This window comes from Methylobacterium sp. JK268 (assembly GCF_054052225.1).
The window spans coordinates 152,003-165,809 of the sequence record NZ_JBSVZN010000004.1; the positions used below are offsets into that span (position 1 = coordinate 152,003).

Annotated in this window: 9 protein-coding genes; 8 read left to right on the forward strand and 1 reads right to left on the reverse strand. The window is 68.9% G+C overall.

Annotated features, from left to right (window positions below; all coding sequences use genetic code 11):
- Window positions 1–730: 730 nt before the first annotated feature.
- The 6 genes from ACW9J6_RS06295 (at window position 731) to ACW9J6_RS06320 (ending at window position 9,156) form a co-directional block, all read left to right on the forward strand.
- Window positions 731–2,059: an exopolysaccharide biosynthesis polyprenyl glycosylphosphotransferase gene (locus tag ACW9J6_RS06295; protein ID WP_457115590.1), complete on the forward strand. Its 1,329-nt coding sequence runs from the start codon at window positions 731–733 to the stop codon at window positions 2,057–2,059.
- A 210-nt stretch (window positions 2,060–2,269) separates the two neighbouring features.
- Entirely contained in the window at window positions 2,270–3,532 is a 1,263-nt protein-coding gene (locus tag ACW9J6_RS06300) for a nucleotide sugar dehydrogenase (RefSeq protein ID WP_457115591.1), read from the forward strand.
- Window positions 3,533–3,549: 17 nt separating this feature from the next.
- A complete protein-coding gene (locus ACW9J6_RS06305; protein WP_457115592.1) occupies window positions 3,550–4,875 on the forward strand; it encodes a glycosyltransferase family 4 protein in 1,326 nt (441 codons plus the stop codon).
- Between the two features lie 10 nt (window positions 4,876–4,885).
- Window positions 4,886–6,352, forward strand: coding sequence for an O-antigen ligase family protein (locus ACW9J6_RS06310; RefSeq protein ID WP_457115593.1), 1,467 nt, complete (start codon window positions 4,886–4,888; stop codon window positions 6,350–6,352).
- A 199-nt stretch (window positions 6,353–6,551) separates the two neighbouring features.
- Complete coding sequence (locus ACW9J6_RS06315) at window positions 6,552–7,700, forward strand: glycosyltransferase (protein ID WP_457115594.1); 1,149 nt, start codon at window positions 6,552–6,554, stop codon at window positions 7,698–7,700.
- 340 nt (window positions 7,701–8,040) lie between these two features.
- Entirely contained in the window at window positions 8,041–9,156 is a 1,116-nt protein-coding gene (locus ACW9J6_RS06320) for a glycosyltransferase (protein ID WP_457115595.1), read from the forward strand.
- A 238-nt stretch (window positions 9,157–9,394) separates the two neighbouring features.
- Here the strand turns inward: ACW9J6_RS06320 and ACW9J6_RS06325 are convergent, their stop codons facing one another.
- Window positions 9,395–11,968 carry a hypothetical protein gene (locus tag ACW9J6_RS06325; protein ID WP_457115596.1) on the reverse strand — a complete coding sequence of 858 codons (2,574 nt, stop codon included), beginning with the start codon at window positions 11,966–11,968 and terminating at the stop codon, window positions 9,395–9,397.
- A 349-nt stretch (window positions 11,969–12,317) separates the two neighbouring features.
- On the opposite strand from ACW9J6_RS06325, the gene ACW9J6_RS06330 reads away from it, so the two are divergent.
- Window positions 12,318–13,034, forward strand: a complete 717-nt coding sequence (locus tag ACW9J6_RS06330; protein WP_457115597.1) for a hypothetical protein — start codon at window positions 12,318–12,320, stop codon at window positions 13,032–13,034.
- A 149-nt stretch (window positions 13,035–13,183) separates the two neighbouring features.
- Window positions 13,184–13,789 carry a hypothetical protein gene (locus ACW9J6_RS06335; RefSeq protein ID WP_457115598.1) on the forward strand — a complete coding sequence of 202 codons (606 nt, stop codon included), beginning with the start codon at window positions 13,184–13,186 and terminating at the stop codon, window positions 13,787–13,789.
- The last annotated feature ends 18 nt before the right edge of the window (window positions 13,790–13,807 follow it).

Below are 13,807 nucleotides of genomic sequence, written 5' to 3' on the forward strand. Positions count from 1 at the left end.
CCCGCCGCGCTTCCGCGGCGCGCCTGTCGAAAAGATGGTCACAGAACCGTCATACTATTTGATATCCGCGCGAACGAACTGTGGTGAATCTGCAACTTTCACGATCAATTCGTAAAATCGGCATTCTGAGCGGCAGAAAGGCTTCCTCCCCGACTGAAACGACCGAAGCCCTTTCCCTGATCACGAGGCGATATCTTCAGTCGAGAAACGTCGGGAAGGGCATCGGCGCGGTCCGGCACCGCGTCGACGGCGGATCGTGTCTTTCTAGGACTTGCCGCCAACAAAAAGCAATCAATCGAGCGCGACCAGCCGGGGACCCGCCTCTTGAGCCAATTCGGGCGGCGGAGCGGCCTTGGTCGCTGCCGAGCGGCGATGTCCGCCCGTATCCGACCGGCGGAGGGCAACAGGAATTCTTTCCTTCTCTTCAGGGCAGACATCGGGCAGGCATGATCCAAACCTGACAGCAAAATCGCCGCAGACGTCACATCTACACCGTTTTCTCACTGAAAACTGTCCGTATATTGCAGTATAAAACGACTTGATGCCTAGCAAAAAAACGTCTAATCGGGGCCAAGCGCCCTCCATAAGCCGCCCTTCTCCGGTTGGACTGCGTATAGATATGATCGAGTTGACAACTCAGCAGTTCAATCACGAACACGGCATTGCTGATCAACGGTTGTGGCCGGCGGCATGGCACAGGGCCACGCGGCCGAGCGCGCTCGTCGACGCCATGCTGATCGCCTCGGCCAGTCTTCTATCCCACGGCTTCTACGAGCACGTGGTCCTCGGGACCGACCGCGGCGCGGCGATGGCCGCGGGCATCGCGGCCATCGCGCTCGCGGTCTTCGTCCCGACCGCGAGGCTTCAGGGTCATTACGATGCGGACAAGCGCTGGCTTCTGCGCGCCGAGATCGGTGCGGTGCTCGCCCTCTGGATCCTGTCGGTCCTGTTCCTGATCGCCGTGGGCTTCGCGCTGAAGATCGGGAACGACTTCTCGCGGGGGTCGACCTTCCTGTTCGCCGGCTCGGGGGCGATGGCGCTCTGCGGGCACCGCCTGCTCCGTCGGCAATGGGCCGAGGCCGCGCGCAGGAAGGGCCAGGTCCGAGCGCAGAGCGTCGCGCTGATCGGTACGGAGGAGCGCCTGGCGGACGGCAGGATCCGCGAGGCGATGGCGGAGGCGGGCCTGCGGGTCCGGACGCAGGGCACCCTGCGCGGCGCTTCGCTGCCCGGCACGGACCCGGCGGCCGCGCTCAGGGACGTCCTGTCCGCGATCTGGGAGACGGATGCCGAGGAGATCTTCGTCGCCGCCAGCCTGGAGGAGTGGCTGTCGCTCCGGGACGCCTTGCGGGCGCAACCGCTGCCCGTCTACCTGATCCCGGACGACAAGCTGAGCCAGGTGATCGGCTGCCGCCGACGCGCCGTCCACGGCGGGCACGTGGTGGAGGTGCAGCGCGGCCCGCTCTCCGAGGAGGAGCAGCGGCTCAAGCGCTGGTTCGACATCACCGTGGCGGCCCTGGCGCTGTTCCTGCTCGGACCGCTCCTCCTGGTGGTTGCGCTCGCGGTGAAGCTCGACACGCCGGGCGAGGTCCTGTTTCGCCAGACGCGGCGCGGCTTCAACGGCAAACTGTTCCAGATCTACAAGTTCCGCAGCATGCACGTGCAGGAGAACGGCGAGGTGATCCGTCAGGCCTCGCGCCACGACAGCCGCGTGACCCGCGTCGGCTGGTGGTTGCGGCGCAGCAGCATCGACGAGTTGCCGCAGCTGCTGAACGTCCTGCGCGGGGAGATGTCGCTCGTCGGGCCGCGGCCGCACGCCCTCGCGCACGACAATCACTACGCCAAGCTGATCGAGAACTACGCCTTCCGGCATCACGTCAAACCCGGCATCACCGGCTGGGCGCAGGCCAACGGTCACCGCGGCGAGACCCCGTCCATCGAGGCGATGAAGCGGCGCGTCGAGCACGACGTCTGGTACGTGGACCATGCCGGGCTGCTGCTCGACCTGAAGATCATCGTGATGACGGTTCTCAGCATCGTCGTCGCGAAGAACGCCTTCTGACGATGGGCCGTCGAACGGACAGACGTCAGCCCCGCCGGGACCATCATCGTCCGCCCGGGCGGGGACACGGATCGGAAGGGACGACCACGTCCGACACGGCCTGATCGCGTGCCGGACGCCCGTCGCGGGCGATCGGACGCGAGATGCCGACGGAACTCCCAATCACGAACTCGGCAGGGTCGCGGTCGCGATCTGCATCGGAGAGGTATGATGCGCGTCGCTGTATTCGGTCTCGGCTACGTCGGTCTCACGACGACGGCCTGCCTCACGCGGCAGGGCCATCAGGTCGTCGGCATCGACGTGAGCGAGGAGAAGGTTCACCAGATCAACGAGGGCCGCTCGCCCCTGGTGGAGCCGGGGATCGAGGACCTGCTTCGCGCCGCCGTCGACCGCGGCCTGCTGACCTGCACCGGCCGCGTCGGGAGCGAGCTCGACGGCTGCGACGTCGCCATCGTGTGCGTCGGCACGCCGAGCGCCGCGGACGGGTCGCACAACATGCGCTACATCGCGGAGGTCTCGCGCCAGATCGCCCACGCGATCGGGCCGCGCCGGGCCGAGCCGCTCACGGTGATCTACCGCAGCACCATCCGCCCCGGCTCCATCGACGAGCTGATCCACCCGATCTTCCGGTCCGTCCTGCGCGACCGCGTCGGCCTCGTCGAGGTCGTCTACAATCCCGAGTTCCTGCGCGAGTCGACCGCGATCGAGGACTATTTCCGGCCGCCGAAGATCGTCATCGGGACCGCCGACGGCCGGCCCTGCCGCCGGCTCGACGCGCTGAACGCCGGCATCGAGGCGCCGGTCTTCTACACGCATTACCGCGAGGCCGAGTTCACCAAGTTCGTCGACAACACCTTCCACGCCCTCAAGGTCGCCTTCGCGAACGAGATCGGCCGCGTCTGCACCCAGATGAACATCAACACCCGGAAGGTCCACGAGATCTTCATCTCCGACACGAAGCTGAACATCTCGGCGCATTACCTGCGTCCGGGCGGGCCGTTCGGCGGCTCCTGCCTGCCGAAGGACGTTCGGGCGCTGCAGTACATCTCGGGGGACATCGGCGCGAACACGCCCGTGGTCGACGCGCTGCTGCGGTCGAACGAGGCCCACAAGCACTTCGTGTTCCAGCACTGCACGAAGGGCTTGTCCGCCGGCGCCCGCGTGCTGATGCTCGGCCTCGCCTTCAAGAGCGACAGCGATGATCTTCGCGAGAGTCCGCACATCGATCTCGCGCGCAAATTGATCCAGGCCGACTTCCGGGTCTCCGTCTACGACCCGCTGCTGCGGCCGGAGAATCTCGTCGGCCAGAACCTCGGTTACGCGGTCTCCTACCTTCCCGAACTCTCCAACATCCTGGTCGACCGCGAGACGGCGCTGGAGGAGGAGTACGACCTCGTGATCGACACGAACGGGCGCGGCAGCGAGATCGAGTTCCGGCGGACCCGGATCGTGGACGTCAGCAGGTTGTCATGAGCCCGACGGTCACTCCCATGAGCACGGACGCTCCCGCAGGCCACGCCGCCGCGCCCCTCGCGGGACGGCGGATCCTGATCATCGTCGAGAACCTGCCGGTCCCCTTCGACCGCCGGGTCTGGCAGGAGGCGCGCACGCTGGCGGAGGCGGGCGCGACCGTGTCGGTCATCTGCCCGACCGGCAAGGGTTACGAGGCCCGCTACGAGTGTCTCGAGGGCGTGCATATCTACCGGCACCCGCTGCCCGCCGACGCGGACAGCGCGCTCGGCTACCTGCGCGAGTACGCCGCCGCCCTGTTCCACGAGACGCGGCTGGCCTGGAAGGTCTTCTTCCGGCACGGCTTCGACGTGATCCAGGGCTGCAATCCCCCCGACCTGATCTTCCTGGTGGCGCTTCCCTTCAAGCTGCTCGGCAAGGCGTTCGTCTTCGATCATCACGACATCAACCCCGAGCTGTACGAGGCCAAGTTCGGCCGGCGCGACATCTTCTGGCGGCTGATGGTCCTGCTGGAACGCCTGACCTTCGCGTCGGCGGACGTGTCGATCGCCACCAACGCGAGCTACCGGCAGATCGCGGTGGAGCGCGGGCGCATGGAGGCCGACCGGGTCTTCGTGGTCCGCAGCGGCCCCGACCTGAGGCGGCTGAAGGCGATGCCGCCGAACCCCGCCCTGCGGCGCGGGCGGCGCTTCCTCGTCGGGTATCTGGGCGTCATGGGCGATCAGGAGGGCATCGATCTCCTGCTCGAGGCGGCCTCGCACCTCGTCTTCACGCTCGGCCGCGACGACATCCAGTTCTGCCTCGTGGGCGGCGGCTCCAGCCTCGAGAAGCTGCGGGAGCAGGCGCGCCGGATGAACCTCGGCGACCACGTCGTCTTCACCGGTCGCGTCCCGGACGACGAGATGTTCGAGGTGATCTCGACGGCCGACCTCTGCGTCAACCCGGACCGGGTCAACGCCATGAACGACAAGTCCACGATGAACAAGATCATCGAGTACATGGCGTTCGGCAAACCGATCGTGCAGTTCGACGTCACCGAGGGCCGACGCTCGGCGGAGGGCGCGTCGCTCTACGCGAAGGCCAACGACCCGATCGACTTCGCCCGCAAGATCGTCGACGTCCTGAACGATCCCGACCGGGCCGCCGAGATGGGGCGGATCGGTCGCGAGCGGGTGGTGCGCGAGCTGTCCTGGGAGCACCAGAAGCCGATCCTGATCCGTGCCTATCAGCGGGCGCTGCGCATCGCGTCGCTCACCGAGCCGCGGGGCGGCGGCGCGGACACGGCCCTCGGGGGCGCGCTCCTGTCGCCGTCGGCGCCGTCTGCGGAGTCGCGCCCGCGGCAGTGAGCGGTCACCGATGGGAACGCCCGGGAAGCCGCCGGATCGCACGCGCGCGGGTTCGCCTCGGAGCGGCGCGACGACTCGCATCGAGAGCGTCTCGCTGAGCCTGCTCTGCGGGGCGGTCGCCATCGCGCCGCTGTCCTACGGCGCGGTCGAGCCGGCCTGGACGGCCGCCCTCCTCGCCGCCGTCGGGGCGAGCCTCCTGCTCGCCCGCTGGCCGCGGGACGCGTCCGCCCTGGCCGCGCCCGCGCGCGCGATCCTGGCCACGATCGTCCTCGTCGCCGGGATCGCCCTCATCCAGCACTGGCCGGGCGCGCCGCTCGTCGCGGCGGATCCCGTCTGGGCCGAGGTCGGACCGCTGCTCGGGCGCGCCCTGCCCGAGCGCGCGGCCGCCGTGGCGGCGCTCCCGCGGGAGACGCTCGCGCCCGCGCTCCTCATCGCCCTGACGGCCATGCGGGCCCTGCTCGCGGGCGCGGACCGGCGGGCGACCCGGCGGCTCCTCGCCGTCCTGGCGTGGTCGGGTCTCCTCTACGCGGTCGCGGGGATCGTGCTCCTCGAAGTGGCGCCGGACCGCACGCTGTGGGGCGTCAAGACCGCGTATCTCGGCAGCCTGACCGGTCCCTTCGTGAACCGGAACACCGCCGCCACTTATTTCGGCAGCGCGGCCGTGCTGTGGTTGATCGCCGCCCTGCGGCGGCGCGGGCCGGCGGACGCGAGGCGCCGGGTCGGCGCGGCCTGCGCCTTCCTGTGCTGCCTCGGGGCCGTCGCCCTCACCGGGTCCCGCGCCGGCTTCCTCCTGTCCGTCGGCACGGCCGGGGCCTGCGCCCTGCTCTGCCGGCCCGGCCGATCGTTTCGCCGAGGAGCGCGCCGGGGGCGACGCGCGGCCGCCGCCGCGGCGACGCTCCTCGCGCTGGCCCTCGCGGAATTCTGGGGCGGCGCGATCGCCGCGCGGATCCAGTCCGGCGGACTCGGGGACGAGGGCCGCCTCCAGGTCTACGCGACGGTCCTGCGGATGATGGCGGAGCGGCCGCTGCTCGGCTTCGGCCTCGGATCCTTCGAAGCCGTGTTCCCGGCCTATCGCGGCGCCGCGCTCGGCAGCTACGGGGTCTGGGACATCGCCCACAGCACCCCCCTCGAACTGGGCGTCGAACTCGGGATACCGGCCCTCGCCGGCGTCGCGGCGCTGTGGTGCTGGGGCGCCGTGACGCTCGCGCGCGCTTATCGCGGCGGCCGTCGCGGCGTCTCCGCCGTGGCGGCGGCCCTGTGCGTCGGCGGCCTGGGGACCCTGCACTCGGCCGTCGACTTCTCGCTGCAGATCCCGGGCTACGCGGTCGCCTTCGCGGCGGTCGTCGGGTGCGGCCTCGGACGCGCGTGCACGATCCTGGCCCGGACGTCGCCGGGGCGCGACCTTCGGACCGAGCGGCGGGTCCTCCCGGCCATGCCTGATCGAGTCAACCGCGCGGAGGCCGAACGGCTTGCCTGACCCTCTTCCCACGCTCCACGGCAGGGGCACCGCGGCACCCGGGCGCGCGGCCCCCCGCACCGGCCCGCGGGCGGCCCGCACGGGCGACGCGGACGTCCGGTTCTCCGCCGCCGCCCGCGCCGCGGGCCCGGCGCTCGGCGACGACGAGACCGGACCGCATGGGGCGCGCTGTCCCGGAATTGAAGCAACCGACATGACAATGAGTCGACGCACCGACACGCGCCCGGTCGTGCTGTTCTTCGTATCGGGCCTCACCACCGGCGGAGCCGAGCGGCACACGATCGACCTGCGCGCCCGGCTCCGGCGGAAGGGATGGCGGACCCGGGTCATCGCGTACGGGGCCCGTCAGTCGGAAGCCATCCTGACGATGGAGGGGGCCGATGACGTGGTCCAGCTCGGCATCGTCGGGATGCCCCGGCTGCGCGGCTGGGTCGCCGCCTGGCGCGCGCTGCGTCGCGAGCGGGCGGCCGTCGTCGTCGCCGTGAACCAGACGCCCCTGATCGTCGCGGTCGCGTTGCGCCTCGCCGGAGCCTTCCGGGCGCCCATCGTCGGCGTCTTCCACACCACGGTGCTCCAGAAGTCGGACGAGCGGAAGTTCTTCCTCTACCGCGCCGCCCTGCGGCTCGCCGACACCCTCGTGTATGTCAGTAAGAATCAGCGCCGCTACTGGTCGGCGCGCCGGCTGCGCTGTCGCAGGACCTGCACGATCCTGAACGGGATCGACCTCGCGTGGTTTCGAAGCGACCCGCTGGACAGGCCGGCGCTCCGCGCGAGCCTGGGCTTCTCGGAGGCCGATTTCGTCATCGGGTGCGTCGCGGTCCTCCGGCCCGAGAAGAACCATCTCCAACTCCTCGCCGCGGTCGCGGTCCTGCGCGCTCGCGGCATCCGGGCCTGCGCCCTTCTCATCGGGGACGGCCCGATGCGGGACGAGATCGTCGCCGTGGCGCGCCGGCTGTCCGTCGATCAGCACATCGTCCTGGCGGGAGAACACGCCGATGTCCGGCCGCTCGTCGTCTCCTGCGACGTGGGCGCACTCTGCAGTTGCGCCGTCGAGACCTTCTCGCTCGCGGCCCTCGAGTTCCTCGCCATGGGGGTTCCGATGGTGATGTCCGACATCGGGGGAGCCTCGGAGATCGTGACCCACGGCGTGAACGGGTACGTGTTCCCGTGCGGCGACACGGACGCGCTCGTCGCCGCGCTGACCGCCCTGGCGGACGCAGAACTCCGCGCCGCCATGGCCGGCGTCGCGCGGGTCTCGGTCGAGGCACTGACCGTCGAGCGAATGGTCGACGCCTATGCCGGCCTGCTCGAGGGCTTTCTCCCCCGTTCTCCCGATGCGACCGCGTGAGCGGCCAGGTGAGGTCCCATTCCGAGCGACGCGGCAGGACGGCCGCGGGGGAGGACGGCATGCATCGAGCCCGCTCCTGGAGCGAACGGAAGCGACGACGGATCCCGCGATCTTTCCCGGCTCGATATTTACGCCCGAGCCTCGTCCACACCTGTCGGCGCGGCTCACCTCTCGGACGGAACGCGCGCAACTCGGACATTGATCTGCAGATTGACCGCAAAGCCCCATCAATTTGGTGCATCGGAACACCATCCACCATTGACTAGTCGAACGTCTTCCGTCATCTCGGTCAATAAGACATAGCAGCAGTCCTTATATATTAAGGATAACGGGTGTCACGATGCAACCAAAGCCCAAGCTCACCTTCTTCGTGCCGGGTTTGAGCGTCGGCGGCGCGGAGCGCCACACCCTCGATTTGCGATCGCGGTTGGAGTCACTCGGCTATCCAACGTCACTCCTGGTCTATGGGAGCGCCCGCTCTGAGCATGTCCTCACGTGGCCGGGCGCGCGGGACGCCGTGATGCTCGGTTGCGGGGGCGCTTTCAGCCCGCGATCCTGGCACCGCGTCGGCCAAGCCCTCGCGCGCGAGAACCCGGACATCCTCTTCGCGATCAACCCGACGCCGATCGTGTCCGCGATCCCGTTCAGCTGGGGCCTGCGCGCGAAGGTCGTCGGCATCCTCCACTCCACGGTCCCTCGCCGGGGCGAGGGAGCCCGGACGGCGCTGTTCATGGCCGCGGCGCGGTTCCTCGACACGCTCGTCTACGTGAGCGAGAACCAGCGCACCTACTGGCGCAAGCGGGGCCTGCGGGCGCGCCGCGACGTGGCGATCGTCAACGGCATCGACCTGACGCGCTTCTCCCCGCGCCCGTCGGGCCGGGAGGAGGTCCGGCGCGCGTGGGGCATGGCGCCGACCGATTTCGTGATGGGCCTCCTCGGGGCCATGCGGCCGGAGAAGAACCACCGGCAGCTCATCGACGCGCTCGTCGGGCTGCGGCAGGCGGGCATCCCCGCGAAGGTCGTCCTCGTCGGCGACGGGCCGGAGCGCGACGCCATCACCCGCTACGTCGCGCAGACGGAGATGTCGCCCCACGTCCTCTTCGTCGGCGAGCAGTCGGATGTCCGCCTCGCCATCGCCGGCCTCGATGTCGGCGTTCTGTGCAGCTCGACCGAGACGCTGTCCCTCTCGGCCCTCGAGATCCTCGCGAGCGGGGTGCCGGTCGTCCTGTCGGACGTCGGCGGCTCACCGGAGATCGTGCAGGACGGCGTGAACGGTTACCTCTTCGAGGTCGGCCGGACGGACCAGCTCGTCAGCCGGCTCGCGCGGGTCGCCGAGCCGGGGGAGCGCCGCAGGTTGGCGGCGGCGGCGCAGACCTCGGCGACCCGGTTCGACATCCACCGCATGGTCGACGGCTACGATGCGCTGATCGGGGAGCTCGTCCGCCCGGGCCCCTGACCCGCCGGGCCTGGCGGCCCGGCGGACCGTATCGGCGGCCGGTGGATCGGACCGCGCCGCGTGTCGTGGTCCTCCATCCCTCCCTCGTGCAGGCTTCGCTCGCGCCGAACCGGAAACCGCTTCGGCGGGACGCGGTCTAGAGCAGCATCCGATCGCGCTGCAATCGGATGCTGCTCTAGGTCTTTGATTTTTACGCATTTTCTACGACGAACCGGTATCCACTTCGTCGGAAAATGCTCTAATGGAAGCCGAAATCCGCCGAGGTCAGACCCGCGGGATTGACGCCCTTGATGAGGATCTGGTCGGAGGGGCTGAACGCGATGAGCGTATCGCTGCCCGACTGGTGCATCAGGCTCGTGAGGTGTGAGAAATCGGCAGCGAGGCTGGATTTCACGTCGATGACGTCGTGGCCGGGGGCGTTGCCGGCCTGGAAGCCGGTGATGACCGCGCTCCCGAAGGAGGGCTCGAAGATCAGGCGGTCGTTCTGGCCGCGCAGGCTGATCGACTCGCCCGTGCTTCCGTTCACGATGAAGGTGACGTTCGAGGCGTTGATGGTCACGCCGTGCGACCCGTCCGCCAAGGTGCGATCCGTGTAGAGGACCGAGCCGTCCACGCCGTAGGCCGTGTGCGACGCCGCGGCACTCTGCCCCGTCACGAAGGCGTAGGTGTCGTAGGAGGCGTCCGCGTGCTGCACGGTCCGGTTGGCCAGCGCGCCGCCGGCACCGTAGGTCTCGCTCACCGTGTCGGTCCCGAAGCTCTTCTTGCTCAGCAGGGAGCCGTCGGCCCGGAACTGCTCGACGAGCGTGACCCTGCCGCTGCCGTCGTAGCTGGTCAGCGCCGACGCGTAATCCTTGCCGGTCACGCCGAAGGCGAAGGAGTCGTAGGACTTGTCGGCGTGCTGCACGATACGGCTCGCCAGGGCGCCGCCCGCGCCGTAGGTCTCGGTCACCGTGTCGGCCCCGAAGCTCTTCTTGCTGAGGAGGCTCCCGTCGGCCCGGAACTGCTCGATGAGCGTGACCTTGCCGCTGGCGTCGTAGCTGGTCAGCGCCGACGCGTAGTCCTTACCGGTCACGCCGAAGGCGTACGAGTCGTAGGAGGTGTCGGCGTGCTGCACGATCCGGCTCGCCAGGGCGCCGCCCGCGCCGTAGGTCTCGGTCACCGTGTCGGTCCCGAAGCTCTTCTTGCTGAGCAGCGAGCCGTCGGCCCGGAACTGCGCGACGAGCGTGACCTTGCCGCTGGCGTCGTAGCTGGTCAGTGCCGAGGCGTAGTCCTTGCCGGTGACGCCGAAGATATAGGAGTCCGAGGAGGTGTCGGCGTGCCGCACGGTGCGGCTCGCGAGGACGCCGCCGGCACCGTAGGTCTCGCTCACCGTGTCGGCCCCGACCATCTGCTTCGTCAGCAGGGAGCCGTCGGCCCGGAACTGCTCGCTGAGGACGAGCTTGCCGGTGGCGTCGTAGCCGGCCAGCGTCGACGCGTAATCCTTGCCGACGATGCCGGCGGTCAGGACCTCGTAGGACTTGTCCGCATGCTGCACGACCTGAACCGTCGGCGTCGCCGCCCCGCCGACCGGACCCGCTTGGTCCGCCGGGCCGGTCACGGCCGACGCGGCCGCGGCGAGAAGGCCCGTCACGCTCGACGAGGTCAGGCTGGCGCCCATCCCGCCCGCCTGCGCGGCGATCTGCTGCACGATCGAGGTCCCCGTCGCGCCCAGCAGCGACGCCGCCGCGACCGGCAGGGTGGCGAAAGACTCCCCGCTGTTCAGGGCCATCGACCAGTTATTGTAAAGATGAGTGGCGCTCGAAAGTTTGTAGAAGACGTTATTGTAGTGGTAGTTTCCAACCTGCTTGAAGAATGAGTCACCGCTATTGAGGTAGATCGCGTTGTCGTGGAAGCTCAGCTGCCCCGCCTGGTAGGCGGCATCCATGAACACGTTCGCCATCTGCTTGGTCGCGTTGTTCTGCTCGACGACCGTGTTGTGCGACACGTCGAAGTTCGAGAAGCTGCTGGCGAAGGCGCCGCCGCCGTTGTGCAGCGTCAGGAAGTTCCCGTTGTTCAGGCTGACATTGTTGACGATCGAGACGTTCGACAGACTGCTCTTGTTACCGCCCGCCTCGATGAATCCCTCGCTGTTCTCAACCCAGTTGTCGTGGATCCGGATGTTGCTCAGCGTCCCGAACAGCTCGATGCCGCCGCCGTCCTGACCGTAATCGTAGCTCGGCGCCTTCGCGTTCACGATCTTCGTGAACGACACCTCGTTGTTGCTGTTGCCGATCATCACACCGATGGCGCCGTAATCGTCATCAAACACGTTCGCCGTGTTCTTCACCATCGTCAGATCGTGGAAGTCGCTGTGCGTCACGAGGTTGTCGGTGCCGTTCAGCATCACCCCCTCGCCGACGTGGGTCGCCTCCACGTTCCGGATCGTCACGTGGCTCGACGTCCGCGTCACGTTGATCCCCGCCTGACCCGCATCCGCCAGCTTCAGACCGTCGATCACCACGTGCTGCGCGTTCGCGACCTGGATCGCGTCCGAGTAGCCCGCCGCCGTGTTGCCGATCACCGCCGCCGGGCCGCTCCCGTAGGTCGTGAACGTGATCGGCGCCGACGCCGTGCCCGATGCCGTGATCGTCAGCGCGCCCCCGTTGCTCGCCGACGCGGCGCAGGACGTGCCGGCCTTGAACGCCACGGTGTCGCCCGGCCGCAGCGCGAGCTTGTTCACCGCCGCCAGGCTCGCCAGCGGCGCGCTCGCCGACACGCCGCTGTTGCGATCGCTCGCGGCCGAGGAAGACGAGTCGACGTAGTAAACGGTCATGAAAGTCGTCCTCAGATCAGGCATAAATTCCTGTGACGACCATTTGATACATGTCATTTTTTGCGGGTCTGTCGATAAATATGGGTCGATTCGGATGATCAGGATCATCGAGCCTTAACTATCCTGGCCCAACTCCGACCGGAGGCCGCGGATCAACCGTCGCGTCGCGAGACGCTCGACGGGCCGAGACTCTGCCGCCACGCGGAGGGCCTGCCGCGCAGCGCACGGCAAAGACGAGATCGGTACTCCCGGACCCGCCGCCCGCTCTTCACCGGACCGCGCCCGCGCCGTTTACGATCCGCACCGTCCCGGCTTGACCGGAATTTAATCCTGTGATGAAGATCGACTGGTGGATGTCGATGGGATTTTCTCGGTGAGGCGTCCGCCGGATCGGATTTTCGTCATGATCGCTGCCCGGTCGACTCGCGTGGTGATGTACGCCGTCGCGCTCGCTCCGGCCCTCGTCGGGACCGCGCGCGCGGAGAGCTGCGCGCTGCCGCGCGCGCCGGACGTCGAGGCGGCGATCGCGCGGCTGGCGCAGGACGCGAGGCCCCTGCTGGCCGCCTACGCCGGGGGCGGAGGAGCGCTGGCGAGCGAGGTGCGCAACGTCGTCTCCCGCGACTCGTCGGCAGTCGGACGGATCCTCGACCTCGTGCCGAGCGCGACCCCGGCGCAGCGCGTGGCGCTCGGAACGGGGCTGGGCGCGGCCGCGACGATCTGCTTGCGCAGCAACGCGACGGTCGCCCGGCAACTCCAGCAGGCGGTGCTTCTCGCCAGCAGCGACGACGTTCGGCGCGGCTTCGAGAGCGTCGTGGGCGACATTCGCACCGAAGCCATCGGGCCCGCCGCGCACGCGACGTCGAACGCCCCGATCACCGTCCTGGACAGCGGGCCGAGCATCACCGTCTTCCGCTCGCGCGAGCCGGAGCGGCCCGGCCCCGTCGTGACGGCTCCCTTCACGACGACCCTGTTCTCCACCGGTCTGATCGGCGCGGTGGGGCCGCAGCGCGGTTCACAAAACCGAGACCCGCTCCGCTTCTCTCCGGTCAGCGCCTTTCGACCGTGAGCATAGAGGCCCGCCACACCGCCAAGTCTGCTGGGTTGTGGTTGCTCGCGTTAGTCTCTTAATGTAAATGACCCGGGAAAGACCGGATTTTCAACAGGCGGCGGCTTGCTTCCACTGATACAATCCGTCAAGCGGAAGGCGGTGAACAGTTGAGATTTCCTTCATGGGTGACGCCGGTCTGTCTGTCGCTCGGGCTGCTCGGGCCGTGGCCGGCGCAATCGGCCTGCACGCCGCGCTACCGGACCAGCGGCGAGAGCGTGAGCGCCCTGACGGACGACCCCGGCGCGCTGCTGCGGCGGCACCGGAACGATCAGGCCGGGCTCGCCGTCGAAGTGAACACCTTCGTGCTGAGCGATCTCGCCACGCTGCCCGTGCTGCTGAAGCTCAGCCGCACCGCGTCGGTGGAGCAGCGCCAATCGGTGGGCTACGGGCTCGGGAGAGCGGCGGCCTACTGCACGTCGCGCGACGGGGATGTCGGCCGCCGCATCGCCGAGGGCGTGCGCACGCTCGGCGACCGGGACGTGTCCTTCGGCTTCCGGCTGGCGCAGCAGGGTCTGGACAGCGGGGCACCGCGTCTCGGCAGCCTCTCGCCGGACGGCGGGGGTACGGCGCTGAGGACCGGCGACCTGGACGGCGGCGTTCTGCCGATGCGCGGCGAGTCGGACGCCGGCGCGGGGCGGCTGAGCCCGCGGCTCAGTCCGGACTCACACCTGGATGCGCGCGACCTCGACTTGCCGAGCCTGAAGGCGCGGTGAGGGCGGTGTCACGTCGGG

Excerpts from the sequence above, each read along its gene's own strand:
- ACW9J6_RS06295 (WP_457115590.1), top strand. The coding sequence starts at position 731 with ATGCTGATCGCCTCGGCCAGTCTTCTATCCCACGGCTTCTACGAGCAC.
- ACW9J6_RS06300 (WP_457115591.1), top strand. The coding sequence starts at position 2,270 with ATGCGCGTCGCTGTATTCGGTCTCGGCTACGTCGGTCTCACGACGACG.
- ACW9J6_RS06305 (WP_457115592.1), top strand. The coding sequence starts at position 3,550 with ATGAGCACGGACGCTCCCGCAGGCCACGCCGCCGCGCCCCTCGCGGGA.
- ACW9J6_RS06310 (WP_457115593.1), top strand. The coding sequence starts at position 4,886 with ATGGGAACGCCCGGGAAGCCGCCGGATCGCACGCGCGCGGGTTCGCCT.
- ACW9J6_RS06315 (WP_457115594.1), top strand. The coding sequence starts at position 6,552 with ATGAGTCGACGCACCGACACGCGCCCGGTCGTGCTGTTCTTCGTATCG.
- ACW9J6_RS06320 (WP_457115595.1), top strand. The coding sequence starts at position 8,041 with ATGCAACCAAAGCCCAAGCTCACCTTCTTCGTGCCGGGTTTGAGCGTC.
- ACW9J6_RS06325 (WP_457115596.1), bottom strand. The coding sequence starts at position 11,968 with ATGACCGTTTACTACGTCGACTCGTCTTCCTCGGCCGCGAGCGATCGC.